The sequence below is a fragment of the Allobrachymonas chironomi DSM 19884 genome (assembly GCF_000374625.1).
GTDB classification, from domain to species: domain Bacteria; phylum Pseudomonadota; class Gammaproteobacteria; order Burkholderiales; family Burkholderiaceae_C; genus Brachymonas; species Brachymonas chironomi.
Genome location: NZ_KB894780.1, coordinates 1 through 25,036 on the forward strand (window position 1 = coordinate 1; position 25,036 = coordinate 25,036).

21 protein-coding genes and 3 pseudogenes are annotated in these 25,036 nt (G+C 64.3%); 13 read left to right on the top strand and 11 right to left on the bottom strand.

Going from position 1 to position 25,036, the window contains the following annotated elements; genetic code table 11:
- The coding region (locus C513_RS14335; protein ID WP_281167669.1) for an ESPR-type extended signal peptide-containing protein at positions 1-2,402 on the bottom strand (2,402 nt) is incomplete at its 3' end.
- Between the two features lie 507 nt (positions 2,403-2,909).
- Entirely contained in the window at positions 2,910-3,398 is a 489-nt protein-coding gene (locus C513_RS0111355; RefSeq protein ID WP_018716135.1) for a MarR family winged helix-turn-helix transcriptional regulator, read from the bottom strand.
- Between the two features lie 119 nt (positions 3,399-3,517).
- Here C513_RS0111355 and recA point away from each other — a divergent pair, with 119 nt between their 5' ends.
- The gene (gene recA / locus C513_RS13365; protein WP_018716136.1) at positions 3,518-4,588 is read left to right on the top strand and encodes a recombinase RecA; all 1,071 of its coding nucleotides are present in this window, start codon (positions 3,518-3,520) and stop codon (positions 4,586-4,588) included.
- Positions 4,589-4,620: 32 nt separating this feature from the next.
- Complete coding sequence (gene recX, locus C513_RS0111365; RefSeq protein WP_018716137.1) at positions 4,621-5,145, top strand: recombination regulator RecX; 525 nt, start codon at positions 4,621-4,623, stop codon at positions 5,143-5,145.
- 23 nt (positions 5,146-5,168) lie between these two features.
- Here the strand turns inward: recX and C513_RS0111370 are convergent, their stop codons facing one another.
- Positions 5,169-6,449: a glutamate-5-semialdehyde dehydrogenase gene (locus tag C513_RS0111370; protein WP_018716138.1), complete on the bottom strand. Its 1,281-nt coding sequence runs from the start codon at positions 6,447-6,449 to the stop codon at positions 5,169-5,171.
- A gap of 144 nt (positions 6,450-6,593) precedes the next feature.
- Between C513_RS0111370 and C513_RS0111375 the strand changes: the two genes are divergently transcribed.
- Positions 6,594-8,003 (top strand): mechanosensitive ion channel family protein, encoded by a 1,410-nt coding sequence (locus C513_RS0111375; RefSeq protein WP_018716139.1) that lies wholly within the window; start codon positions 6,594-6,596, stop codon positions 8,001-8,003.
- Here the strand turns inward: C513_RS0111375 and holA are convergent.
- From holA to C513_RS13375, 6 genes and pseudogenes are all read right to left on the bottom strand, one after another.
- Positions 7,909-8,970 carry a DNA polymerase III subunit delta gene (holA, locus tag C513_RS0111380; protein ID WP_018716140.1) on the bottom strand — a complete coding sequence of 354 codons (1,062 nt, stop codon included), beginning with the start codon at positions 8,968-8,970 and terminating at the stop codon, positions 7,909-7,911. The two genes, C513_RS0111375 and holA, sit on opposite strands and share 95 nt — an antisense overlap.
- Positions 8,971-8,977: 7 nt before the next feature.
- On the bottom strand, positions 8,978-9,475 hold the full coding sequence (locus C513_RS0111385; protein WP_018716141.1) for an LPS-assembly lipoprotein LptE: 498 nt from the start codon (positions 9,473-9,475) through the stop codon (positions 8,978-8,980).
- A gap of 10 nt (positions 9,476-9,485) precedes the next feature.
- Positions 9,486-12,173, bottom strand: a complete 2,688-nt coding sequence (gene leuS / locus C513_RS0111390; RefSeq protein ID WP_018716142.1) for a leucine--tRNA ligase — start codon at positions 12,171-12,173, stop codon at positions 9,486-9,488.
- A gap of 63 nt (positions 12,174-12,236) precedes the next feature.
- A pseudogene (locus tag C513_RS14340) lies at positions 12,237-12,350 on the bottom strand (DMT family protein); the annotation flags it as partial.
- A gap of 24 nt (positions 12,351-12,374) precedes the next feature.
- On the bottom strand, positions 12,375-13,184 hold the full coding sequence (gene dapB, locus C513_RS0111400; RefSeq protein WP_018716143.1) for a 4-hydroxy-tetrahydrodipicolinate reductase: 810 nt from the start codon (positions 13,182-13,184) through the stop codon (positions 12,375-12,377).
- Between the two features lie 27 nt (positions 13,185-13,211).
- A complete protein-coding gene (locus C513_RS13375) occupies positions 13,212-13,691 on the bottom strand; it encodes an outer membrane protein assembly factor BamE (protein ID WP_018716144.1) in 480 nt (159 codons plus the stop codon).
- A gap of 118 nt (positions 13,692-13,809) precedes the next feature.
- Between C513_RS13375 and fur the strand changes: the two genes are divergently transcribed.
- The 4 genes from fur to C513_RS0111425 all read left to right on the top strand — a co-directional run bounded on the left by fur (position 13,810) and on the right by C513_RS0111425 (position 15,599).
- Positions 13,810-14,241: a ferric iron uptake transcriptional regulator gene (gene fur / locus C513_RS0111410; RefSeq protein WP_018716145.1), complete on the top strand. Its 432-nt coding sequence runs from the start codon at positions 13,810-13,812 to the stop codon at positions 14,239-14,241.
- Positions 14,242-14,247: 6 nt separating this feature from the next.
- Entirely contained in the window at positions 14,248-14,619 is a 372-nt protein-coding gene (locus tag C513_RS0111415) for a CidA/LrgA family protein (RefSeq protein WP_018716146.1), read from the top strand.
- Entirely contained in the window at positions 14,612-15,328 is a 717-nt protein-coding gene (locus C513_RS0111420; RefSeq protein ID WP_026320795.1) for an LrgB family protein, read from the top strand. Before C513_RS0111415 ends, C513_RS0111420 begins: the two co-directional genes overlap by 8 nt.
- A 106-nt stretch (positions 15,329-15,434) precedes the next feature.
- Positions 15,435-15,599, top strand: coding sequence for a hypothetical protein (locus tag C513_RS0111425; protein WP_156816102.1), 165 nt, complete (start codon positions 15,435-15,437; stop codon positions 15,597-15,599).
- Positions 15,600-15,614: 15 nt separating this feature from the next.
- Here C513_RS0111425 and C513_RS0111430 read toward each other — a convergent pair whose 3' ends face one another.
- Entirely contained in the window at positions 15,615-16,523 is a 909-nt protein-coding gene (locus tag C513_RS0111430; RefSeq protein ID WP_018716149.1) for a DMT family transporter, read from the bottom strand.
- A gap of 45 nt (positions 16,524-16,568) precedes the next feature.
- Positions 16,569-17,849 carry a lysophospholipid transporter LplT gene (lplT, locus tag C513_RS0111435; protein ID WP_018716150.1) on the bottom strand — a complete coding sequence of 427 codons (1,281 nt, stop codon included), beginning with the start codon at positions 17,847-17,849 and terminating at the stop codon, positions 16,569-16,571.
- A 262-nt stretch (positions 17,850-18,111) separates the two neighbouring features.
- Between lplT and alr the strand changes: the two genes are divergently transcribed.
- From alr to C513_RS0111475, 6 genes and pseudogenes are all read left to right on the top strand, one after another.
- A complete protein-coding gene (alr, locus tag C513_RS0111445) occupies positions 18,112-19,248 on the top strand; it encodes an alanine racemase (protein ID WP_018716152.1) in 1,137 nt (378 codons plus the stop codon).
- Positions 19,249-19,319: 71 nt separating this feature from the next.
- Positions 19,320-21,185 (top strand): choice-of-anchor I family protein, encoded by a 1,866-nt coding sequence (locus C513_RS0111450; protein ID WP_018716153.1) that lies wholly within the window; start codon positions 19,320-19,322, stop codon positions 21,183-21,185.
- Positions 21,186-21,423: 238 nt separating this feature from the next.
- A complete protein-coding gene (locus tag C513_RS0111455; RefSeq protein WP_018716154.1) occupies positions 21,424-22,629 on the top strand; it encodes a tyrosine-type recombinase/integrase in 1,206 nt (401 codons plus the stop codon).
- Positions 22,626-22,961, top strand: a pseudogene (locus C513_RS0111460) (DUF1016 N-terminal domain-containing protein); the annotation flags it as partial. The gene C513_RS0111455 and the pseudogene C513_RS0111460, both read left to right, overlap by 4 nt.
- A gap of 83 nt (positions 22,962-23,044) precedes the next feature.
- Positions 23,045-23,863 (top strand): annotated as a pseudogene (locus C513_RS13380) (IS481 family transposase); the annotation flags it as partial.
- A gap of 56 nt (positions 23,864-23,919) precedes the next feature.
- Positions 23,920-25,036, top strand: a protein-coding gene (locus C513_RS0111475; protein ID WP_156816103.1) for an IS3 family transposase whose coding sequence is annotated in 2 segments (ribosomal slippage) — positions 23,920-24,157 and positions 24,157-25,036 — 1,118 coding nt annotated over the 2 segments. Because the reading frame shifts where the segments join, the coding sequence is not laid out codon by codon here. This gene is flagged as partial in the annotation.

Here is a 25,036-nt window from a genome sequence, read left to right on the forward strand (position 1 = left end):
CTCGTCGTCATGCTCGGGCCATTGGTCACCACAAAGCCGGTATTGGATGTCACCGTACCCGTGAACACCGGCGCATCAGCAATCTGCACGTTGATCGCGCCTGTCGCCGGATCCGTCACCGTCTTCACGTTGGCACCGCTGTAGGTACCTGCCGTAGTGGCCTCACCCATGATACCCAGCGTCTGACCCAGGTCACGATGGACATCACCTGCCGTCGCATCGTTGGCCGTGAAGTTCAGACCTGCAGCAGTCAGGCCATCGTTCACGTTCTTCAGGTCACCCACGTTGACCGCATTGGTCTGCACCGCATCTGCCAGATCCGTCACCGGGTTGCCAGCCGCATCCGTGACACCGCTGGCCACGTTCACGATCTGGTTGCCGCCGTTGTTCAGGCCGTCCTGGGTCAAGCTCACGTTCGTCGTCGGGTCTGCCGGGGAGCCGGCAATCGTGATGCCCGTCGTATCCACCACCGTGTCACCCACGGTTACGCTGCCATCCGGCGTCAGGTTGATGTCCTGGGCCAGCTTCACGTTCAGCGAACCCGTCGCCGGATCAGCCACCACGCCAATGTTGCCGTCGCTCAGCAGGGCCGGATCGGTCACGCCACCCACCACGTTCAGCGTGCTACCCAGAGGACGCACAACGGCGACGCCGGCGTCATCGACAAACGTCAGCGGCTGATTGACAGCCTGGTCCAGACCAGCCAGTGCGTCACCCACGTTGTTGACCGTGGTCGTGGTGCCAGTGGAAGGATTGGTTGTGACGGTGTAGCTCGGTGCTTCCAGCGTGCCATCGGGATTGAGCGTTGTACCACCGCCCAGTGCAGCAGCCGTGTTGCCGGCCAGATTACCAAGAGCCTTGTTGGTGTCATACAGCTGGCTGCCATTGATGGCATCGGTACTGGTCGTGCTGACCAGACCGGCTGCCACGTTCTGAATGCGACCTTCTGCACCCGTGGCACCCACAGAAATCACATTGGCCGGCGCTGTGTTGCCTGCGTAGTTGTAGGTAATGCCTTCGATGGTTTCGCTGCTGTAGGCTGCAGTACCCTTGGTAGCCGTTCCTGTAGCGTAGGAGGCAGAACCGGTGCCCAGGACCACATCGTTACCGATGGTAGTGGTGATAGCGTTACCCAGCGCAAACGTGTTTTTTGTGCTCAACGTATTGTTGTTACCCACGCTGTAGCTGTTGTCGCCCGTCACGATCGTCGGATCACCAAGGGCACCCGAATGGTTACCCGAGACCTGGTTGCCGGTACCAATGCTGATGGATTGGGTGCCGGTTGCCTGGGCACCATGACCCAGAGCAATAGCGGAAGCGCCACTGGCTTGAGATCTTGTACCCACCGCCACAGCATTTGATGCTAACGCATTGGCTTCATAGCCAATCGACGTACTGCGAAATCCGGAGGACAGGGATTGATCGCCAATCGCAATCGCTGCCTCATTGGTGGCCCGAGTCCCAGGCAGGGAGTCCGCCGTATTGCCACCAATAGCAATCGCACTCTTCCCACTGGACGTCGTATCCCTGCCAATAGCAATCGCCGACGCCCCCTTCGTTACAGGCCTGCCGTTGGCGAAGTAGCCGAGAGAAACGCCGTAATCTCCGGCAGCACTCGTGGCACCTACGGCCACGGAACGGGTTCCGGTCGCAGCGCTGAGATGTCCCATGGCCACACTATTGCTACCCAATGCTTTGGCGTAATGACCTACCGCACTGGCATACTTACCGGTTGCAGTCGCATAGGAGCCGATCGTTGTAGATTGCGCTGCAGCAGATGCAGCAGAGCCCACGGCAACAGCGTCACTACCTTTTGTTTCGGCGTTAGTTCCTACTGCAATTGCATTTCCATACAGGCTTTTCGACAGGCCTCCGATGGCAATGGAGTCATTGCCATTCGCCGTTGCCTGCGCTCCAACTACTGTAGCGTACTTGCCAGTTGCCGAGGCACCAGCACCTACCGCCACCGCCGGATTCTGGATTGGACTAGCCGCACTCTGTGCTTTTGCATCAGCACCTAGCGCCACATCCCGATAGTAAGTCGCTCTCGCCCTGGCACCAATGGCCACTGACTCTGTACCAGCCGCCTGAGTAGTGGAAGCAGTAGTAGTCGGATCGCAATACAAGGAGTTGCTGCCATCACCCAGCTTGCACTGCACCACAGATCCGGCAGCTTGTGCAAGAGCGTCCGTCGGCATGAGCCCCAACATCCCAAACATGGCCAATGTGACAGCCGACAAGCTCCAGACGGCCAGAGATGACACTGTCTTTTTCGCCGCCAGCGTGTGAACACCTGCACCCGCCCCTGGCTTGCTGCGCTTGCCACGCGAGGTCTCAAGCTCCGACACAGCCACCCAGGCACCCAGCGCCTCGTTCCAGACCGACTTATACGTCTTGTTCATGCGATTACTCCAATGTGTGAAAAATAAAGGCATCTGACACCCTGCCAACGCCTATGCGCAAACTCACAGCAAACACATACGAATCATTCAACACAAATATTAGAACACAGCTAGGTGGGGTTCTGAGGGGGGGTTATGCAACGGTCTGAGCACTATTTCACATAATCACGCTATTTCAACCATCTACCTTAAAGATGGTTACCCGTCACCATTTCCAGTTCTTTTTCGCACTGCTTTGCATGCTGGCTACCGTGCGTTAGCAGCACTGGTGCAATCCAGCATCGCGGCCAGTCTTCATCATCACAGGGGAGTCCGACACCGAAAGTTGCTAGCGCCGCCAGTGGTGGCATTCAAGCATCAAATCTTGGCCGCCATAATGTCGAGCACATCCAACCCGCCCAGCCCGCAAGCTCGCTGCATCAGCGGACAAATATGAACAACTGGCTTAAGCGCGCTGCGGTCGATTCCCTGCAACCACTTATTGACGACGACCGAGGGCGGGCATCGTTACTGTATATACACCTCCAGCCCCAGCGCCACCACCGTCGCCACCTCCGTCCCCACCGCCTCACGAAATTCACGCTCTGCCTGCGCCACGGCGCGCTCAAAACCACCCAACCAGGCCAGACCCTGCGGCGTGAACACGATCAGGCGCGCACGCGCATCGCGCGGATCGGGCCCGCGCTGCACGATGCCCCAGGCCTCGCACTGGTCCACCAGGGCCGCCATGGCCTGCTTGCGCATGCCGGCAGCCTCGGCCAGCTCGGTCAGCCGGTTGCCTTGCAAGGACAAATGCCGCGTGATGTGCACATGTGCCGCACTCACCTGCTGCCGCGCTGCCAAGTTGGACAGCGCCAGCGGCACTTCGGGATCGTGTGCCATCAGCTGCAGCACGCGTGCATCAAAGCGGCGCAAGGCTTCGCCGAGCAGGCGGCCCAGATGGCTGGCGCGCCAATCGCCCGTGGTATAGCGTGGTTCCTGCAGATAGTTAGTCATGCAAACTGCCCTTTAATCATGATTTTTTGATTCTACCCTCGCCTATACTCCTGCTCATGCATACATGCTGTATGTTTTGACATATAATACTTTTCACCTCATTTAACCAGGAGCATTCCATGAGCACGATTGATCAGGCAGAAAAGGCAAAAGCACTGCAAGCCGCACTGGCGCAGATCGAAAAGCAGTTCGGCAAGGGCACCATCATGCGCCTGGGCGAAGGCGAGCCCGTGCAGGACATCCAGACTGTCAGCACCGGTTCGCTCGGCCTGGACGTGGCGCTGGGTGTCGGCGGCCTGCCGCGCGGCCGCGTGATCGAGGTCTACGGCCCGGAATCTTCCGGCAAGACCACGCTCACCCTGCAGGTCATCGCCGAAATGCAGAAGGTCGGTGGCACCTGCGCCTTCGTCGATGCCGAACACGCGCTGGACGTGCAATACGCGCAAAAGCTCGGCGTGCAGCTGCATGAGCTGCTGATCAGCCAGCCCGATACCGGCGAGCAGGCGCTCGAGATCGTGGACAGCCTGGTGCGCAGCGGCGCGGTGGACCTGATCGTGATCGACTCGGTCGCCGCCCTCACGCCCAAGGCCGAAATTGAAGGCGACATGGGCGACCAGCTGCCCGGCCTGCAGGCACGCCTGATGAGTCAGGCGCTGCGCAAGCTCACTGCCACCATCAAGAAGACCAACTGCATGGTGATCTTCATCAACCAGATCCGCATGAAGATCGGTGTCATGTTCGGCAGCCCGGAAACCACCACCGGCGGCAACGCGCTCAAGTTCTACTCCAGCGTGCGCATGGACATCCGCCGCGTCGGCACCATCAAGAAGGGGGACGAAGTCGTCGGCAGCGAAACCAAGGTCAAGGTGGTCAAGAACAAGGTCGCGCCGCCATTCAAGGAAGCCCGTTTCGACATCCTGTACGGCACCGGCATCAGCCGCGAAGGCGAGATCATCGACATGGCGGTCGAGGCACGCATCGTCAACAAGGCCGGTGCCTGGTATTCCTACAACGACGAGAAGATCGGCCAGGGCCGCGACAACACGCGCGAGTTCCTGCGCGAGAACCCGGCGCTGGCACGCGAGATCGAGAACAAGGTGCGCGAACACCTGGGCATCAGCGGCATGGCGTCCGTCGCTACGAGCAGCGACACCGTGGATGGCGACATCACCGACGATGTCGAGGCCTGATCGCAGCCAGTCGTGGCGGGAGCGCTGCTGACATGCGCCCCGTCACCCTCTCGCTCAAGGGCAAGGCGCTGGCGCTGCTGGCAGCGCGCGATTATTCGCGTGCCGAGATGGAGCGCAAGCTGCTGCACTGGCTGGAACTGCGCGCCCGCGCCCATGCCGACGCGTTGACCGAAGCCGAACTCCAGCCCCCGGAAGCCGGCCTGGAGCCGGCAGAGCGTCTGGCCGCCATCCACGCCGTGCTGGACGAGATGCAGCACAAGCAGTTCCAGTCCGACGAGCGCGCCGCGCAATCGCTGGTCTATCGCCGTGCCGGCAAGCTCGGTACGGCACGCATCGCGCAGGAGCTGCGCCGCAAGGGCCTGGACGACAGCACCATTGAACAGGCGCTGGACACGCTCGAAGGCACGGAACTGGAACGTGCGCGCGAAGTCTGGCAGCGCAAGTTCAGCCAGCCGCCCGCCACGCCGCAGGAACGTGCGAAGCAGATGCGCTTTCTCGCCAGCCGCGGCTTTGGCGGCGATGTGGTGCGGCAGGTGCTGCGCGGCAGCGAGGACTAGGCCCCGGCTGCCGCTGGCAGCACTCAGTTCCGCACTTCGCCCTGCCCCAGCACCACGTACTTGAGCGAGGTCAGGCCTTCGATGCCGACCGGGCCACGCGCGTGGAACTTGTCGGTGCTGATGCCGATTTCGGCACCCAGACCGTATTCGAAGCCGTCAGCAAAACGCGTACTGGCGTTGACCATCACGCTGCTGGAGTCCACCTCGCGCAGGAAGCGCTGGGCGTGGATGTGATCGGTGGTGAGGATCGCTTCGGTGTGCTGCGAGGAATAGCGGTTGATATGCGCAATCGCCTCGTCCAGCCCGCCCACGACCTTGATGCTGATCACTGCTGCCAGATACTCGGTGCCCCAGTCCTCTTCGCTGGCGTCCACCAGTTGCGCCTGCGGCAGCGCGGCTGCCAGAATCGCGCGCGATGCGGCATCGCAGCGCATTTCCACGCCCTTGTCCTGATAGATGCGGCCAATGCGCGGGAGGAAATCAGCTGCCACGGCCTCGGCCACCAGCAGGCTTTCGGTCGCGTTGCAGGGGCTGTATTTCTGCGTCTTGGCGTTATCGGCCACCTTGACCGCCATGTCCAGATCGCAGGGATCATCCACGTAAGTGTGGCAGTTGCCATCCAGGTGCTTGATCACTGGCACCTTGGCCTCGGCGCTGATGCGTTCGATCAGGCTCTTGCCGCCACGCGGGATGATCACGTCCACGTACTCGGGCATGGCGATCAGGCGGCCCACCGCGACTCGATCGGTAGTCGGCACCATCTGCACCGCATCAGCCGGCAGGCCAGCCGCCTGCAGCGCCTGTGCCACCAGCGCCGCCAGTGCCAGGTTGGAATCGATCGCCTCGCTGCCGCCGCGCAGGATGCAGGCGTTGCCGCTCTTGATGCTCAGGCTGGCAGCCTCGATGGTGACGTTGGGACGGCTCTCGAAAATCATTCCGAACACGCCAATCGGCACGCGCATCTGGCCAACGCGGATGCCGCTGGGCTGCTCCTGCATGCCGCTGATGGTGCCAATCGCGTCCGGCATGGCGGCCAGCTGCAGGCAGCCTTCCTGCAGGGTCTCGATCACTTTCGGCGTCAGGCGCAGGCGGTCCACCATCGGCGCGCTCAGGCCGTTCTGCTCGGCGCGCGCGATGTCTTTTGCATTCGCATAGGCCAGTTGCGCGCCGGCCTCGCCCAGCAGGCGTGCCAGTTCGCGCAAGGCGGTGTTCTTGTGGGCGGCGCTGGCGCGCGCCATCAGGGTGGAGGCAGCGCGGGCGCGTTCGCCCATCTGCTGCATCAGGACATGCACATCGGTACTCATGACGCTTGGAATCCGGAATAACAGGGAGGCTGCCAGCCCATCCGGCAACCTGGCCACAGGGGCCCATCCCTCCATGATAAGCTGCATGACGCATTTCCGTTAACGATCCCGGCCGGCAGCCCCGGCTGTCGCACCTGTTTGCCCATGCCTGAACGCATCGACCTCAACCTGCAGGACAGCCTGCAGGTCCTGCTGCAACAGCTCACCCTGGCCCTGCCGGCCTCCTGGCCACCCGGCCTGCGCATGTTCACGCTGTTTGCCGGCCTGATGACGCTGGCCATCGGGCTGCGCCTGTTGCTGGAGTTCGCTCTGCTGACCTTGCGCCGCCAGGTCATGGGCCGGCTGCAGAACCTGTCCGCCGGCGTGCATGTGGTGCTGGACGAGCGCGTGCTGCGCCGCGCCGCCCGTGTGCCAGGGCCGCTGCTGGTGCAGATCGGCATGCAGCTGTCGCCGTTTTCCAGTGGCACCGTATTCACGCTGATGTCCAGCGTGCTGTCCGCGCTGGCGGTCTGGTACGTGGTGCGCGTGCTACTCGCCCTGCTGGATGCGCTGCTGGCCTACCAGTCGCTGCACACCATGACCTCGCCGCGCCAGCAGCTGTCGCTCAAGAGTTATGTACAGCTGGCCAAGCTGCTGCTGACCATGGGCGGCCTGATCGTGGTGGTGGCGGTGCTGATCGACCGCTCGCCGCTGCTGCTGCTCTCCGGTCTGGGTGCCTTGTCCGCAGTGCTGATGCTGGTGTTCAAGGACACCATCCTGTCCTTCATCGCCGGCATGCAGCTGGCCAACAACGACCTGCTGCGCGTGGGTGACTGGATCGACATGCCGCAGGCTGGTGCCGATGGCGAGGTGGTGGACATGATGCTGCACACGGTCAAGGTGCAGAACTGGGACAAGACCATCATCACGATCCCGACCTGGCGCCTGATGTCGGAAAGCTACCGCAACTGGCGTGGCATGCGCGATTCCGGCGGCCGCCGCATCAAGCGCACGATTCCGGTCGATGCCACCTCGGTGCAGTTCCTGAACGACGAGCAGCGCACCCGGCTGCACCGCTTGCACCTGCTACGCGGCTACCTGCACGAAAAGGAAGTGGCGATTGCCGACGAGAACCAGCGCCGGCTGGAGCAGCTGCCCAAGGAGGCCGCAGGCGACCCGGCCAACCTGCGCCGGCTGACCAACCTCGGTACCTTCCGCGCCTATGTGCTGAGCTATCTGGAAAACCACCCGGAAATCCGCCAGGACATGCTGCGCATGGTGCGCATCATGGACCCGTCACCGCATGGCATTCCGGTGGAGATCTACTGCTTTACCAACACCATTGTCTGGACCGAGTACGAGCGCATTCAGGGCGACCTGTTCGACCATGTACTGGCACAGCTGCCGGAGTTCGGCCTGCGCCTGTACCAGCAGCCGACCGGCTTCGACATGCGCCAGCTGCGGCCCGAGGCCTGGATGTTCAGCGCGGACGCGCCTCGGCCGCCTGACGGCACAGCTGCAAGGCCAGGCGCTGCAGCGCCTGCCAGCTATCCACCGGCCAATCCGGGCTCTTGATCCCTTTCACGATGCCGTCCACCACGTGGGCGGCATGCAGCAGGCCGGCCAACGAAGTCGCCGTCATGCGCGGCGCCACGCGCTCGAACAGGCGCTCGCGCATGCCCCAGATGCGCTGTTCGCGCAGCGCCATCGGCAGCGGCTTGCCCTGGTCCAGCGCCTCGCGCACACGCTTGAGCGCGCGGATGTCCTCGGCCAGCGCGTAGTGCACCAGCACCTCGCTTTCACCTTCGGCCTGCAGCCCGTCCATCATGCGCTGCACGCGCTCGAACTGGCCAGCCAGCACTGCCTCGCTCAGCTTGAACACGTCGTAACGCGCCACGTTGAGCACGGCCGCCTCGATCTGCTGCGCGCTGAGCTCGCCATGCGGATAGAGCAAGCCGAGTTTCTGCACCTCCTGGTGCGCCGCCAGCAGGTTGCCCTCGACGCGGTCGGCAAAGAAGCGCAGCGCATGCTCGCCCTCGGCGCCGGCCGCCACATGCTGGCCTTGCAGGCGCAGGCGCTGGGCAATCCATTGCGGCAGCGCATTGCGCTCCACGCTTTCCACCGGCACGGTGACGCCCTGGTTTTCCAGCGCGACAAACCAGGCCGATGCCTTCGTCTGCTTGTCCAGCCGCGGCAGCGTCACGATCACCAACGTGCCGTCATTGCCCTGCGCCGATTCGGCGACCTGCTGCAGCGCCTGCGAGCCCTCCTTGCCGGGCTTGCCGCCAGGCACATGGATCTCGACGATCTGGCGATCGGCAAACAGCGACAGCGATTGCGTCGCCGCCACCACTTCGCCCCAGTCGTAGTTCGCGCCCTGCACCGTGTGCGAGGTGCGCTCGGTGTAACCGGACTGGCGCGCCGTGGCGCGGATGGCATCGACCGCCTCCTGCACCAGCAAGGGCTCATTGCCGTGCACGGTGTAAAGCGAACGCAAGCCCTGTTTCAGGTGGGCGGCCAGATGGTCAGCGTAAATCTGCATGCAGCAATCAGCGGGGTTCTTGTACGGCGTCGAGGCGGCGCAGGATCTGGCGCGCGGCGTCGATACGCATGTCTCGGTACAGGCCCTGGATCTCGGCGACCTTGGACAGCTGGTAGGTTTCGCTGTAGTTGATATCACGTACCAGGCGGATGGTGGCCGGTGCCATCAGCGTGCGGCCCTGGCGATCCACGGCATCAAAGGTGACGGCCAGCCCCAGCGTCACTTCCTGCGCCAGACCGCTGGAGGTAATCACTTCGGTGCTCTGGCTCGGCTGGTCCTGCAGGATGCGCAGCACCACATCGGCGCTCTCGGCACTGCTGGCCAGTTGCGCCTGCTGGTGGCCCAGCATGCGCCGCACGAAGTGGTTGACCGTATCGCGCTCGGCCGGTGCCACGTAGATGGCACCAAAAGCGTAATCGGCCTTGCCGCGCAGACGGAAGCCGCAGGCGCCCAGCAGGCTGCTGGCGCCCAGTGCCGTGATGGCCAGAATCTGTCTGCGCTGCATGCCGTTCTCCTCAGACCACGATGTTGACCAGGCGCTTGGGCACCACTACCACCTTCTTCGGCTTGGCACCCTCGGCAAACTTGGCAAAGGCCTCGGTCGCCAGCGCAACCGCCTCGATCGCGTCCTTGTCGGCATCGGCCGGCACACGGATGCTGCCGCGCAGCTTGCCGTTGATCTGCAGCATCAGCTCGATCTCGTCCTGCACCAGCGCTGCCGGGTCGACTGCCGGCCAGGGCGCGTCCAGCAGCGGACCGCTGACAGCCGCGTAGCCCAGTTCGTTCCACAGGTGGCAGGTGGCGTGCGGACACACCGGGTAGAGCACGCGCAGCAGGATCGAGAAGCTCTCGGCCAGCGCAGCCTGGTCGTCGGCGCTATCCGTCAGCTTGGCGGCTTCCAGCGTATTCAGCATCTTCATCACGGCAGACACCACCGTGTTGTACTGCATGCGCTCGTAGTCGTAGTTGGCCTGGCCCAGCGTGGTGTGGATCTCGAAGCGCAGCTGCTTGCCGGCCGCGCTGATGGCGGCCAGTTCCGGTGCCGCAATGCCGGCGCGCAGGGCGGCCTGGTGCTTGACGGCAAAGTTCCAGACGCGGCGCAGGAAGCGGTAGCTGCCTTCGACCGCGGCATCGTTCCACTCCAGCGTCAGCTCGGGCGGTGCGGTGAACATGGTGTACAGGCGCGCGGTGTCGGCACCGTACTTGTCGATCAGCGCCTGCGGATCCACGCCGTTGTTCTTGGACTTGGACATGGTGCCCACGCCCTCGTAGTCAATCGCGGTGCCCGCCGGCAGCTCGCCGTCAGCGCTAGGCACTGCCTTGTTCAGCTTCGCGCCGATGACCTTGCCTTCCTCATCCAGCACATGGTCGACATCGCTCGGCCAGAAGTATTCCTTGGCGCCCTTGGCGGTGCGGCGGCTGTAGATGTGGTTGAGCACCATGCCCTGCGTCAGCAGGCGCTTGAACGGCTCGTCGCAGTCCACCAGGCCCATGTCGCGCATCACCTTGGTCCAGAAGCGCGCATACAGCAGGTGCAGGATGGCGTGTTCGATACCGCCGATGTACTGGTCCATCGGCATCCAGTAGTTGGTGCGCGAATCGACCATGGCGGTGTTGTTCTGCGCACAGGTGTAGCGCATGAAGTACCAGGAACTGTCCACGAAGGTGTCCATGGTGTCGGTCTCGCGGCGCGCCGGCTTGCCGCACTGCGGGCAGGTGACGCCGGCGTGGAAGCCTTCGTGCTTGTGCAGCGGGTTGCCGGAACCGTCCGGGATGCAGTCATCAGGCAGCACCACCGGCAGGTCCTTCTCGGGCACCGGCACCGGGCCGCAGCTGACGCAGTGGATGATCGGGATCGGCGTGCCCCAGTAGCGCTGGCGGCTGATGCCCCAGTCGCGCAGGCGCCAGGTGGTCTTTTTCTCGCCCAGGCCCAGTGCCGACAGCTCGGCCGCCACCTTGTCTACCGCATCGGCGCAGGACAGGCCGCTGAACTTGTCGGAGTTGATGGTGATGCCCTTGGTCTTGTCGGCGTACCACTCCTGCCAGCGCGTGAAATCGTAGTGCTCGGCACCGAGCACATCCACCACCTGCTTGATCGGAATGCCGTACTTGAGGGCAAAGGCGAAATCGCGCTCGTCATGGCCGGGCACGCCCATCACGGCGCCATCGCCATAACCCATCAGCACGTAGTTGCCGACCCACAGCGGCACTGACTCCCCGCTGATCGGGTGCACCACGTGCAGGCCGGTCGGCATGCCCTCTTTTTCCTTGAGCGCCAGCTCGGCTTCGGTGGTGCCGCCCTGCTTGCACTTCTCGATGAAGGCGGCCAGCTCCGGGTTGCCGGCAGCCGCGTGCAGCGCCAGCGGGTGCTCGGCCGCCACGGCGCAGAAGGTGACGCCCATGATGGTGTCGGCACGCGTGGTGAACACGTACATGCGGCCATCACCGATCAGCTTGCCATCGGCACCGGCGACATCGTGGGTGAAGGCAAAGCGCACGCCGGCGCTCTTGCCGATCCAGTTTTCCTGCATCAGGCGCACACGCTCGGGCCAGCCGTCCAGTGTGGCCTTGGGGTTGCCGACCTGCACATGGTCCAGCAGCTCCTGCGCGTAATCGGTGATCTTCAGGTAGTAGCCGGGGATTTCCTTCTTCTCGACCAGCGCGCCGGTACGCCAGCCGCGGCCGTCGATCACCTGCTCATTGGCCAGCACCGTCATGTCCACCGGGTCCCAGTTGACAACCTGGGTCTTGCGGTAGGCGATGCCTTTTTCCAGCATCTTCAGGAACAGCCACTGGTTCCAGCGGTAGTACTCGGGATCGCAGGTCGCCACTTCGCGGCTCCAGTCGATCGCCAGACCCATCGCCTGCATCTGCTTCTTCATGTAGGCGATGTTGTCGTAGGTCCACTTGGCCGGCGGCACGCCATTCTTGAGCGCCGCGTTCTCGGCCGGCAGGCCGAAGGCGTCCCAGCCCATCGGCATCAGCACGCTGTGGCCCTTCATGCGCAGGTGGCGCGTGAGCATATCGTTGATGGTGTAGTTGCGCACGTGGCCCATGTGCAGCTTGCCGCTCGGGTAGGGCAGCATGGAGCAGGCATAGTAATGCGGCTTGTCGGAGGTCTCTTCGACGCGGTAGACGTCATCCCGACCCCAGGCCTGCTGGATGGCGGCCTCGATCGCTTGGTGCTGGTAGGTTTCTTGCATGGCTTGGCCTCGCCGACTGGCGCTTGGCAGGCGAAAAATTCGGAAAACAGCAGCCTGACAGACTCAGTTGCTGCGAAACATGAAATATACCGCACCCACCAGGCACAGGCCGGCCCGGAGGGTATCGCGCTTGGGCGGTTCCTTCATGCAAGACACCGCAAAAGGCACGAAAACCGCCCGCCAGGGATCACGCCACAGGCATCAGTCCCTGGGCAGGCCGAGCACGTCGAACATGTCGTACAGGCCGCTGCGCTTGCCGGCCAGGAAGCGCACGGCGCGCAGGCTGCCCTGGGCGTAGGTGGCACGGCTGGAGGACTTGTGCGTGATCTCGATGCGCTCGCCGATGCCGGCAAACAGCACGGTATGGTCGCCCACGATGTCGCCGCCACGGATGGTGGAGAAGCCGATGGTGGACGGATCGCGCTCGCCGGTGTGGCCGTAGCGTTCGTAGACGGCGCATTCCTTCAGGTCGCGGCCGATGGCATCGGCGATGACCTCGCCCATGCGCAGTGCGGTGCCGCTGGGGGCATCGACTTTATGGCGATGGTGCGCCTCGATGATCTCGATGTCGTAGCCGGTGGACAGGGCGCGTGCCGCCATCTGCAGCAGCTTGAGCGTGACGTTGACGCCCACGCTCATGTTGGGTGCCATGACAATGGCCATGTCTTGCGCGGCCTCGGCGATCTGCGCCTTCTGCTCTTCGCTGAAGCCGGTGGTGCCGATCACCAGGTTGACGCCGGCAGCACGGCAGGCGGCCAGGTAGGCCATGGTGCCTTCGGGACGGGTGAAATCGATCAGGGTGTGTGCGCCCTGCAGGCCTTGCGCCAGATCGGCGGTGATGGCCACACCGGCCGGCTGGCCGGTGAAGGCGGCGGCATCGCTGCCGAGCGCCGGGGCCGCCGGGATATCCAGCGCACCGCTCAGAGTGCAGTCGTCAGCGGCCTGGATGGCCTCGATCAGCATGTGGCCCATGCGCCCGCTGGCGCCGGCAATGGCAATATGGTGTTGCATGAAAAAACGGGAAAACAGGGATGGGACTTACTGCGGCAGCGGCGGGAAGCTGGTGGAACCGGGTGTCGTGGGCTGCTCGGGGAGCTTGCTTTCGGGCGGACGGTTCTTCTCGGCAAAGCCCTGCAGCTTGTCGGGATCGGCCTGCAGGTTGCGTGGCTTGTAGTCCTTCTGGTCGCCCAGTACGCGCACGAATTCGGTCTCGGTGGGCAGCGTCTCCGCACCCTCTACCGCCGCCAGCACGTCATTCTCGAAGAAGACGCTCAGGCGGTAGTTGAGGCGATCCACGTCCTTGCGGTCCTTGAGCGTGAACACGTAGTCCCAGCGGCTGGCACGGAACAGGTCCTGCAGCAGCGGTGTACCCAGTACCTGGCGCACCTGGTCACGCGTCATGCCCGGAGCCAGGCGTGCGGCCTGCTCGCGCGAGACGAAATTGCCCTGCGCCACCTCGGGCTTGTAAATGGCACAGCCAGTGCCCAGCAGGGCGGCAGCCACGGTCAGGGTGGCCATGGCGCGCGCCAGACTTCGGCGCGGGGAGCTTGCTTGGGAATGATCCTGCATCGGGATGCCTTCCTGAAGATATGATGTGAACACTATTCAGTCGAAAGGACATTGTAGCGGCAGCACCATGAGCAATATCGAGGAAATCAAGAGTACCGGTCTCAAGGCCACCGGCCCGCGTCTCAAGATCCTGGAAATCTTCCAGAACTCCGAGCAGCGCCACCTGAGCGCGGAAGACGTGTTCCGCATCCTGATGCAGGAAAGCTCGGACATCGGTCTGGCAACGGTATACCGCGTGCTCACCCAGTTCGAGCAGGCCGGCCTGCTCAGCCGCAACAGCTTCGACAACGGCAAGGCCGTCTACGAGCTGGATCTGGGCCAGCACCACGACCATCTGGTCTGTCTGGATTGCGGCCATGTCGAGGAGTTCTTCGATCCCGAGATCGAAAAACGCCAGCACAACATCGCGCGCGACCACGGTTTCGAGTTGCACGATCACGCACTGAGCCTGTACGCCCACTGCAGAAAGCCGGACTGCCCGAACCGCCACAAGTCCTGACACTCCATGGACGGTCTGAAGGGCTTCACCATCCTGCTGCTGTTCCAGGTGGCTGGCGAAGGCATCGTGCGCCTGTTCGGCCTGCCGCTGCCTGCCCCGGTGGTCGGCATGGTACTGCTGCTGCCCACCCTGTTCTGGGCTCCGCTGCGCAAGCCGGTGCAGGCCTGCGCCGAATTCCTGCTGTCGCATTTTTCGCTGCTGTTCGTGCCGATCAGCGTGGGCGTGATCACCCAGCTGCCGCTGCTGGAACAGTATGGCAGCCGTGTCCTGCTGGTGCTGTCGCTGTCCACCCTGCTGGGTCTGGCGGTCACGGCGCTGGTGCTGCGCGCCCTGCTGCGCGGTACACCCGCCGATCAGGGAGAACGTGCCCGTGAATGACATGGTCGAACTCTGGATCTATCTGTCCGAGATGCCGCTGTTCGGGCTGACGGCCACGCTGGCCGCCTACCTGTTCGGTTTCTTCCTGTACGCGCGCTCCGGCTACGCCTCCTGGGCCAACCCGGTGCTGACCTCGGTGGCGATCCTGATCGCCCTGCTGCTGCTCACCGGCACGCCCTACCCGAGCTATTTTTCCGGCGCGCAGTTCATCCACTTCCTGCTCGGCCCGGCGGTGGTGGCGCTGGCCTGGCCGCTGTGGCAGCGACGCCAGGTGGTGCGCCAGTACTTCCGCGCCCTGCTGACAGCGGCGCTGCTGGGCGGTGCCGTCAGTGCCGTCAGCGCCGTGTTGCTGGGCTGGGCTTTCGGCCTGCCCAGGGAGCTGGTCGTGTCCATGGCGCCCAAGGCGATGACGGCCCCGGTGGCCATGGGCGTCGCCGAAGCGATCCACGGCCTGCCGGCGCTGGCAGCCATTTTCGTGCTGTATACCGGCCTGTTCGGTGCGATGACCGCCAAGTACATCTTCGACTGGTGCCGCATCGATGCCTGGCCGGTACGCGGTTTCGCGCTCGGCACGCAGGCACACGGCTTTGGCACGGCACGTGCGCTGCAGGTGAATGCCGAAGCGGGTGCCTTTGCCGGCCTGGCGTTGGGCATGCAGGCGATTCTGGGATCGTTCCTGATTCCGCTGGTGTTCCGGCTGCTGCAGTAATGCGGGTGCCGCAGGATGCGGCATTTTCTGACAGACAGACCGCTGCTGCGCACCGAAGATGGGCACATGGGCGATGAGCGGCATCGCCCGCTGCCAGGAGAACACCATGCCCGCCCGCAAGCACGACACCCGTCATCCGTATCTGCGCTATCTTGGCGTGGCTGCCGTAGCGGCCATGCTGTATGCCGGGTTGGTCGCCATCGATTTTGAAGGTGCGCGATCCTACCCGAGCGTGGCCGTCAGCCTGGCATTGGCAGACGTGGAGTTCTGAGCCGCAGCGCCAGCCTCAATGCGTCCGTGATGCCTGCCGCGGAATCGCCAGCAAGGCCGCCGCCATCACCAGCACGCCGCCCGCCAGCACCTGCAGGCCCAGTTGCGCCGAGCCCAGCCAGGCCGAGGTGATGCTGGCAAAAATCACTTCCAGCAGCATGATCAGCGACATGGTGTGCGAGGACAGGCGCGCCGATCCGTACTGCAAGGCCACATTGCCCGAGATGAACAGCAGGCTGAACAGCACCACCTGCAACACCCAGCTCCATTCCAGCGCCGGCAGCGGCGTGACCCCCATGCGGCCCAGCTGCAGCATGCTCCAGGCGGTCAGGCTGCCCAGCAGCACCCCGCCGGCAAACATGGCCAGCACGCGCGCCTGCGGCGAGCTGTGGCGGCTACTGCGGTTCAGCAGCACATTGGTACAGGAGAAGAAAAAGCCGCCAAGCAGCGCCAGCACGTCGGCCTGGTTCTGCGGCAGGGGCAGCTGCCAGTGGCCGTCCGCGGGCTGCAGCACCAGCACCACGCCGGCCAGCGCCAGCAGCACGCGCCACAGGGCAGAGCGGGTCGGGCGCTCGTCCAGCAGCCACCAGGCCAGAAAGACGGTCCAGACCGGCATCAGGTAGAACAGCAGCACGACGCGGATCACATCGCCGGTGGCGACGGCCCAGTTGAAGCAGGCATTGGTCAGCCCGGAAGCCAGCAGCAGCCACCAGAGATCGCCCTGACGGGCAAACTCGCGCAGCAGCTGCGGCCGCCACAGCAGCAGCGTCAGCGCCGGCAGGCTGTACATCAGCGCGGTCGACCACAGCGGATGCAGGCCCTGCCCCTGCAGGTGCTGCAGCGGCAGCCAGGATACGCCCCAGACCAGCGCGTTGTAGGCGATGGCCCAGGCGGGCAGCAGGCGGGTACGGGCATCAGCCGGCATGGCAGCTCCGGCCTGTGGACAGGCGTGGCGACATCGGCATCGGCCTCAGTGCAGCTTGTCGCTGCGCGCCAATTCCAGCAGCGATTCGACCTCGCGCGGGTAGCGGCGCAGGTTGTGGGCGTACCAGCGCATGATCAGCCACATGGTGAAGGCAACCAGCAGGCCGAAGCCGGTGATGGCGCCAAACGCCGTCAGCCCCCACTTGGTGGACAGGGTGTAGAACAGGCCCATGCCCAGAATGCAGGCCTGTTCATTGAAGTTCTGCACGGCAATCGAGCGGCCCGCGCCCATCAGGTTGTGGCCACGGTGCTGCAGCAGCGCGTTCATCGGCACCACCATGTAGCCGCCGATGGCCCCGAGCACGATCAGGAACGGTGCGGCGACCCAGACATCGCGCACGAAGATCAGCATGATCACCAGCAGGCCCATCACGATGCCGAGCGGCATCACGGACGGGGCCTGGTCCAGACGCACCCGGATCGAGGCCCAGATGGCTCCGGCAGCCGTGCCCAGCGCCACCACGCCGACCAGGCTGGAGGCCTGGGTAACGCTGTAGCCCAGCGCCGCCGCCGCCCAGGCCAGCACGATGTAGCGCAGGTTGCCGCTGACGCCCCAGAACAGCGTGGTGGTGGCCAGCGAAATCTGGCCCAGCTTGTCTTCCCACAGGCGCCGGTTGCAGATGCGGAAATCCGGCACCAGGGTGAGCAGGTTGCGCGGCAGCGGGCGCATGATGACGCCGGTTTCGGGAATCCAGGTGTTGATGATGGAAGCCAGCGCGTAGATCACCATGATGACGCAGATGGCCGCCTTTTCCGGCGTCATGATGCCGGTATCGATGAAGGGCAGGTTGACCGACAGCAGCAGCGGTGCCAGGTGCGGCCCGATCAGCTGACCACCCAGCAGCACGCCCAGGATGATGGAGGCAATCGTCAGGCCCTCGATCCAGCCATTGGCACGCACCAACTGCGAAGGATGCAGCAACTCGGTCAGGATGCCGTACTTGGCCGGGGAATAGGCGGCGGCACCAAGCCCGACCAGCGCATAGGCCAGCAGCGGGTGCGAACCGAACAGCATCATCAGACAGCCCACGACCTTGATCGCATTGCTGTAGAACATGACGCGGCCCTTGGGCTGCGAGTCGGCAAAGGCCCCCACGAACGGCGCCAGTATCACGTAGAACAGCGCAAACATGGGCACCAGCGCCGCCATTTGCCAGTCTGGCGAACCGCTGGCACGCATCAGCGCGACAGCAGCGATGAACAAGGCGTTATCGGCCAGCGAGCTGAAGAACTGCGCGGCCATGATGGTGTAGAACCCGCGCTTCATTTGGCGGTGGCTCCGGCGCGCAGGCAGAAATCGGCAAAAATCAAGCGAATAACCTTCACAGTCACAGCGATGCCGGCCACGGGCTGCAGCACACGCTGTATGTAGCCCGGCAAACGTTCCGGGCACAGAATGGGGGCCTGTCACAACGGCAGGCAATGCTTGTAGTATGCGCCAATTGGCTGGCGGTTTGATGACGGACGGCAAATTCCCCGCGCAATCCGTCCGGCAGGCGCATAATCGGGAGCTTCTGCCCGAATCCGCCATGCCACGCCCGATCCACGCCCTGATCCATACCGATGCCCTTGCCCACAACCTGCAGCGCTGCCGCCAGGCCGCCGGCGAGGCGCGCGTCTGGGCGGTGGTCAAGGCCAATGCCTACGGCCACGGTATCGAACGCGTGTACGAAGGCCTGCGCGGAGCCGACGGCTTTGCGCTGCTGGATCTGGCCGAGGCGCAACGTATCCGCCAGCTCGGCTGGCGCGGCCCGATCCTGCTGCTGGAAGGCGTGTTCGAGCCGCGTGACCTGGAACTGTGCTCGCGCCTGGGCCTGTGGCACACGGTGCATGACGATGCGCAGATGGAGATGCTGGCCGGCCACAAGACGCTGCAGCCGCACAAGGTGTTTCTCAAGCTCGACAGCGGCATGCACCGGCTGGGCTTTGCCCCTGAACGCTTCCGCGCCGCCTATGCGCGGCTGCAGGCCCTGCCGCAGGTGGAGGATATCGGCCTGATGACGCACTTTGCCACCGCCGATGTGGCCGAGCCCGGCGTGGCGGCGGCCTGGCCGTGCTTTCAGGCCGCCACGGCCGAGCTGCCGGGCGAGCGCAGCGTGTGCAACAGCGCCGCCCTGCTACGCCAGCCGCAGCTGGCCGAACAGACCGACTGGGTACGCCCCGGCATTGCGCTGTATGGCAGCAGCCCGGATTTTCCGGAGCACGGCATCGCGCATTGGGGGCTGCAGCCCACCATGAGCCTGCGCAGCCAGCTGATCAGCGTGCGCGAGCTGCAGCCGGGCGATGCCATCGGCTATGGCGCGACGTTCACGGCCGAACGCCCGCTGCGGGTGGGCATTGTGGCCTGCGGCTATGCCGACGGCTATCCGCGCGTGGCTCCCACGGGCACGCCGGTGCTGGTGGCCGGCCACCGCAGCCGCACGCTGGGACGCGTGAGCATGGACATGCTGGCGGTGGACCTGACGCCCGCCACTACGCAGATTCCGGCCGACTTTGCGCCACGGGTGGGTACGGAGGTCACCCTGTGGGGCCGCTCCGGCGGCGGGGCCGTGCTGCCGATTGACGAGGTGGCACAGGCTGCCGGCACGCTGGGCTACGAGCTGATGTGCGCGCTGGCACCGCGTGTGCCGACTGAGGTGGAAGGCGCGGACGAGGCAGCCGGCTGACGCCGCCGGTTCATGAACATGTAACAAACAGCAGTTACAAACAGGAACTCCGCAACCTGTTTCTAGCTGCCATGTCCAGACTGACTTCCTTTCCCCGCCACCTGCTGCTGTCCCTGCTGGCTGCTGCTGCCCTGGCCGCCTGTGGCGGTGACGATGACAACACGCCTGTGGCCACGCCCCCGGCCGAAGCCACGCCGAAAACGCTGCAGCTGGAAAAAGTGGGCGAATACGCCAGCGGTGTCTATTTCGAGAGTGCTGCCGAGATTCCGGCCTTTGACGCTGCCAGCAAGCGCGGCTTTGTCGTCAACGCACAAAAGGGTGCGGTGGATGTGATCGACATGACGGACCCGGCGCAACCGGCACACATCGGCATGATCGATGCCACCCAGCTGCTGGCTGGTGCCTCGATCAACAGCGTGGCGGTGCACGATGGCCTGGTGGCCGTGGCGGTGCAGGCGGCCAACAAGACCGATCCCGGCCTGCTGGCGCTGTACCAGGCCAGCGACCTGAAGCTGGTCGGCCAGGCCCAGGTGGGCGCCCTGCCCGACATGCTGACCTTTACCCCCGATGGCAAGACCGTGCTGGTGGCCAACGAGGCCGAGCCCAGCGATGACTACCAGACCGACCCCGAAGGATCGATCAGCGTGGTGGATGTGAGCACGCCGGCCAAGCCGGTGGTGCGCACGGCCGATTTCCGCGCCTTCAACAACCAGCGTGCGGCCCTGCTGGCCAAGGGCGTGCGCCTGTTTGGCCCGCGCGCCAGCGTGGCGCAGGATCTGGAGCCGGAATACATCGCCGTGTCTGCCGATGGCAAGACGGCCTGGGCCACGTTGCAGGAGAACAATGCCTTTGCCATCATCGATGTGGCGAATGCCAGGGTGACGGATATCGTGCCGCTGGGCTACAAGGACCATGGCGTGGAAGGCCAGGGCCTGGATGCCAGCGATACCGACAAGGCCGCGGACATCCGTACCTGGCCGGGCGTGTTCGGCATGTACCTGCCGGATGCCATGGCGGCTTTCCAGGCCGAAGGCAAGACCTGGCTGATTACCGCCAACGAGGGCGATGCCCGCGCCTGGGGTGAGGACAACGCCGCCTACTGGGCTGGCGATGCCAGCAAGGGCTTTGTGGAGGAATTCCGCGTCAAGCACCTGATCAATGCCAAGGGCTGGAGCGGCCGTGCCGGCGACGACCTGCCGCCGCAGCTGAACGCGCTGGCCAAGGGCGGCCTGCTGAACCCGGCCGTGTTTGGCTACTGCGGTGCCGAGGCCGGCAAGCCCGGCGAGTGCCGAGACGACAATGCACTGGGCCGCCTGACCATCAGCTGGACCCAGGGTTACCAAACCAACGCCGATGGCACGCCCAAACTGTACACCGCCGCCGGCGTGGCCGACCCGGTCAACGGCGACCGCCTGATGTACGACAAGCTGTATGCCTACGGTACACGCTCGATCTCGATCTGGGACGAGAAAGGCCAGCAGGTGTGGGATTCGGGTGATGCGATGGAGCAGTTCCTGGCCAGCGACAGCTGCAAGGTGGGTGCCGCCCGCAATATCCCGTGCAAGGACTATTTCAACTCCAACCACGAAGCCGGTGACGCCATGGACAACCGCAGCGACAACAAGGGCCCGGAGCCCGAAGGCGTGACGGTGGGCCGGATTGGCGAGAAGACCTTTGCCTTTGTCGGCCTGGAGCGCATGGGTGGCGTGCTGGTGTATGACGTGAGCCAGCCGCAGGCCCCGGTGCAGGTGGATTACATCAACACGCGCGAGGACTGGACGACCAAGGATCCGTCTACGGTCAAGTCCGGCGATCTGGGTCCGGAAGGCCTGGCGTTTATCCCGGCGGCCAAGTCGCCCAATGGCAAGCCGCTGCTGATGGTGGGCAACGAGGTGAGCGGTACCACGGCGATCTTCCAGCTGAACCTGACGTACTGATCACGCGCCTGGGCGCCTGATCCTGAACCGGCTGTGGCCTTGTGGCCCGGCCGGTTTTTTCATTTCACCATGACTCCCGCACCGAACTTCGCTGGACTACGCCGAAGCCCGATACAGCAGGTTTATCAAAAACTTAGGCGAGTTCAACATATGCCGGTGCTTTCCGAAACCTGACCCGGCTTCCCCTCTGCTGGCCCCTACAAGGCTCCTGGGAATCGGGTCTTTCCGAGGAGTCATCATGGCAAAGATCAAACTCACCAAGACCACCGTGGAGGCGGCGCAACCCCAGGCGCAAGCCGTCGAACTCCGGGACACGCTGGTGCCCGGCTTCCTGTGCAAGATTACACCAGCGGGCCGCAAGGTGTTCATGCTCCAGTACCGCACGAACGCGGGCGAGCGACGCAAGCCAGCCCTGGGCCTGTTCGGGGAACTGACCGTCGAGCAAGCCCGTTCGCTGGCGCAGGAATGGCTGGCGCAGGTGCGCCGGGGCGGCGACCCGGCCGCCGACAAGGCGGCGGCGCGCAAGGCGCCTACGGTCAAGGAGCTGTGCGAGAAGTTCATGGAGGATCACTCCAAGGTACGCAACAAGCCCAGCACGCAGGACGGCTACCAGGGCGTCATCGACCGCAACATCATCCCGATGCTGGGCCGCATGAAGGTGCAGGACGTGAAGCGCCCGGACATTGCCGGGGCGATGAAGAAGATGGCGTACAAGCCAGCCGAGGCGAACCGCACGTTCAGCGTGATGCGCAAGATGTTCAACTTGGCCGAGGTGTGGGGCTACCGGCCCGACGGCACCAATCCGTGCCGGCACGTCCCGGTGTACCCGGATGGCGAAGCCACCCACCTCATCAGCGACGAGGAAATGGTCAAGCTGTTCCGGTACCTCGACTATCTGGAAACCGACGGGCTGGGCCTGGATCATGCGGTCCTGCCGCTGGCGATCCGGCTGCAATTCGAGTTCGCGGCCCGCCGCTCGGAAATCGTCACGCTGCAATGGGATTGGGTGGACCTGGAGAACCGGCGCGTGGTCTGGCCCGACAGCAAGACCGGCGGCATGTCCAAGCCCTTGAGCGACGAAGCCTACCGGCTGCTGTCCACCGCGCCGCGCGAGGACGGTTGCCCGCATGTGTTCCCGTCCCCGAACCATCCGGGGCAGCACATGACCACGGGCGAGTATTACGGCGGCTGGACGCGCATCCTCAAGCGCGCCGGCGTGACCCATGTGGGCACGCACGGCGTGCGGCACCGCTCGGCGACCGACATCGCCAACTCGGGCATCCCGGTCAAGGTCGGCATGGCGCTGACGGCGCACAAGACCGTGGCGATGTTCATGCGCTACGTCCACACAGAGGACAAGCCGGTGCGCGAAGCGGCCGAGCTGGTGGCCAGCCGGCGCAAGACCAACACCGGGGCGCAGCGGCACGCGGAGGTGGCAGCGTGACCAAGAAGACGCCTGCGGCGGCGGGAGCCGCACCCGCCGCCCTGCCTGCCGGCTACGCCGGCATCCACGGCGGCATCGTGGAAGTGCTCGATGCCGCGCGCCGGGCGACGGCGCGCAGCGTCAATGCGCTGATGACCGCCAGCTATTGGGAAATCGGCCGTCGCATCGTGGAGGCCGAGCAGCAGGGCAAGCGCCGTGCGGGGTACGGCGAGCAGTTGATCGAGCGGCTGTCTGCCGACCTGACCGCGCAGTTCGGGCGCGGGTTCAGCCGCCCGAACTTGCAGCAGATGCGGTCGTTCTTCCTGACCTGGCCAATTCGCCAGACAGTGTCTAGCTGTCGTTTCCCAATAGGTTGTTCACCCGAGGTGAAGCAAGATGGAGGTTCTCTAGCCACATCAACTTCAGCAATCCCCGGATGAACACCCATAAGAATGCCTCATTGACTCCAAAAGGGCGAGCCCATTTGGTCAAGGAAATTGTTCGCATAGGCCTGATGCCGGCAGCCGAGGCTGCCGGCATCAGCGCGCGAACGGCTCGCAAATGGCAGCGCCGTTTTGCCGCACAGGGCGTAGCTGGCCTGCTCGATCGCAGCTCAAGACCCAGGCGTAGCCCCCAGCGCAGTGATCCCAGCAAGATCGAGCGCGCCGTGGCGCTACGACGCAACCAGCGGCTGACCTACGCGCAGATCGCCGAGCGCGTGGGCCTGAGCAGGAGCACTGTGGCCCGAGCCTGTCAGAGCGCGGGGGTGGCGCGCCTGCCGCCTTTGCAGGCCACAGTGCCTGTGCGCCGCTACGAGCGCAAGGCCGCCGGCGAGTTGCTGCACCTGGATACCAAGAAGCTGGCGTGCTTTGCGCAGCCTGGTCACCGCGTCACGGGCGATCGCACGCGCTACACGGCCAAGGCCGGCTGGCAGGCGCTGCACGTGGCCATCGATGATCACTCGCGCGTGGGCTTCAGCCTGATGCTGCCCGATGAGACGGCCAGGAGCGCCTGCCAGCACCTGCTGGCGGCGCTGCGCTACTACCGCGGCTTGGGCGTGAGGATCGAGCGAGTGATGACCGACAACGGCTCGGCTTACACCTCACGGCGCTTTGCCCGTCTGCTGCGCCGCCTGAAGATCAAGCACCTTCGCACCAAACCCTATACGCCCCGCACCAATGGCAAGGCCGAGCGCTTCATCCAGACGCTGCTGCGCGAGTGGGCCTATGCCTATTGCTATCCCACTTCTGAATCGACCCGGATCCTGTAGACACCTGTGAGTCTCATAACTGAGGTCTAATAGGAGGTGCCATGAGTCAGAAGAGATATCCGGAAGAATTCAAGATCGAAGCGGTCAGACAGATTGTGGAGCGCGGTCATGCGGTGGCCGAAGTATCGGAACGCCTGGGCGTCAGCCAACACAGCCTGTACAAGTGGATCAAGCAGCGACAGATGTCCCCCGGCCAGCGCCAGGAGCAATTGAGCCAGTCCGAGGAGCTGCGCCGCCTGAAGGCTGAACTCAAGCGTGTTACCGAGGAGCGCGACATCCTAAAAAAAGCCGCCGCGTACTTTGCCAGGCAGTCCGGGTGAGGTACGCGTTTATCCAGCGCCATGAGGGTGTACACGCGGTACGCCGTCTATGTTCGGTGCTGAGGGTCCATCCCAGCGGCTATTACGCCTGGAAGCACAAACCCTACAGCGACAAGCAACGCGATGACCAGCGTCTGCTGGGCCTGCTCAAGCAAGCTTGGCTGGAAAGTGGCTGCGTGTATGGGTACCGCAAGCTGACTCTGGACATGCGCGATCTGGGTGAGCCGTGCGGCAAGCATCGTGTGGCACGTCTGCTGCGCGCAGCAGGTATCCGTTCACAGACGGGCTATCGGCGCCGCCATGGCAGCCGGGGCGGCAGGCCTGCCGTGGTGGCTCCCGATCATCTGAATCGGCAGTTCACGCCGATGGGTCCCAATCAGGCATGGGTGACGGACATCACCTATATCCGCACGCACGAGGGCTGGCTGTACCTGGCTGTCGTACTTGATCTATTCTCCAGGCAGGTTATTGGCTGGTCCATGGGCAGTCGCATCGATAGCGATCTGGCTTTGAGCGCGCTGCTGATGGCCATCTGGCGCAGGCAGCCCAAGGAGTCGGTTCTGGTGCATTCCGATCAGGGGTGTCAGTTCACGGGGCAGGATTGGCAGAAGTTGCTGCGCGCGCACAATCTGGTCAGCAGCATGAGTCGGCGCGGCAACTGCCACGATAACGCGGTGGCGGAGAGCTTCTTTCAACTGCTCAAGCGCGAGCGGATTCGTCGCCAGATCTATTCCACCCGGCAGGATGCGCGGGCCGATGTCTTCAACTACATCGAGATGTTCTACAACCCCAAACGACGCCACAATACATGCGGGGCGGTATCCCCGATGGAATTCGA

Coding starts and splice junctions, on each gene's coding strand:
- C513_RS0111355 (WP_018716135.1), bottom strand. CDS start 3,398: ATGACTAACTATCTGCAGGAACCACGCTATACCACGGGCGATTGGCGC.
- recA (WP_018716136.1), top strand. CDS start 3,518: ATGAGCACGATTGATCAGGCAGAAAAGGCAAAAGCACTGCAAGCCGCA.
- recX (WP_018716137.1), top strand. CDS start 4,621: ATGCGCCCCGTCACCCTCTCGCTCAAGGGCAAGGCGCTGGCGCTGCTG.
- C513_RS0111370 (WP_018716138.1), bottom strand. CDS start 6,449: ATGAGTACCGATGTGCATGTCCTGATGCAGCAGATGGGCGAACGCGCC.
- C513_RS0111375 (WP_018716139.1), top strand. CDS start 6,594: ATGCCTGAACGCATCGACCTCAACCTGCAGGACAGCCTGCAGGTCCTG.
- holA (WP_018716140.1), bottom strand. CDS start 8,970: ATGCAGATTTACGCTGACCATCTGGCCGCCCACCTGAAACAGGGCTTG.
- C513_RS0111385 (WP_018716141.1), bottom strand. CDS start 9,475: ATGCAGCGCAGACAGATTCTGGCCATCACGGCACTGGGCGCCAGCAGC.
- leuS (WP_018716142.1), bottom strand. CDS start 12,173: ATGCAAGAAACCTACCAGCACCAAGCGATCGAGGCCGCCATCCAGCAG.
- dapB (WP_018716143.1), bottom strand. CDS start 13,184: ATGCAACACCATATTGCCATTGCCGGCGCCAGCGGGCGCATGGGCCAC.
- C513_RS13375 (WP_018716144.1), bottom strand. CDS start 13,691: ATGGCCACCCTGACCGTGGCTGCCGCCCTGCTGGGCACTGGCTGTGCC.
- fur (WP_018716145.1), top strand. CDS start 13,810: ATGAGCAATATCGAGGAAATCAAGAGTACCGGTCTCAAGGCCACCGGC.
- C513_RS0111415 (WP_018716146.1), top strand. CDS start 14,248: ATGGACGGTCTGAAGGGCTTCACCATCCTGCTGCTGTTCCAGGTGGCT.
- C513_RS0111425 (WP_156816102.1), top strand. CDS start 15,435: ATGCCCGCCCGCAAGCACGACACCCGTCATCCGTATCTGCGCTATCTT.
- C513_RS0111430 (WP_018716149.1), bottom strand. CDS start 16,523: ATGCCGGCTGATGCCCGTACCCGCCTGCTGCCCGCCTGGGCCATCGCC.
- lplT (WP_018716150.1), bottom strand. CDS start 17,849: ATGAAGCGCGGGTTCTACACCATCATGGCCGCGCAGTTCTTCAGCTCG.
- alr (WP_018716152.1), top strand. CDS start 18,112: ATGCCACGCCCGATCCACGCCCTGATCCATACCGATGCCCTTGCCCAC.
- C513_RS0111450 (WP_018716153.1), top strand. CDS start 19,320: ATGTCCAGACTGACTTCCTTTCCCCGCCACCTGCTGCTGTCCCTGCTG.
- C513_RS0111455 (WP_018716154.1), top strand. CDS start 21,424: ATGGCAAAGATCAAACTCACCAAGACCACCGTGGAGGCGGCGCAACCC.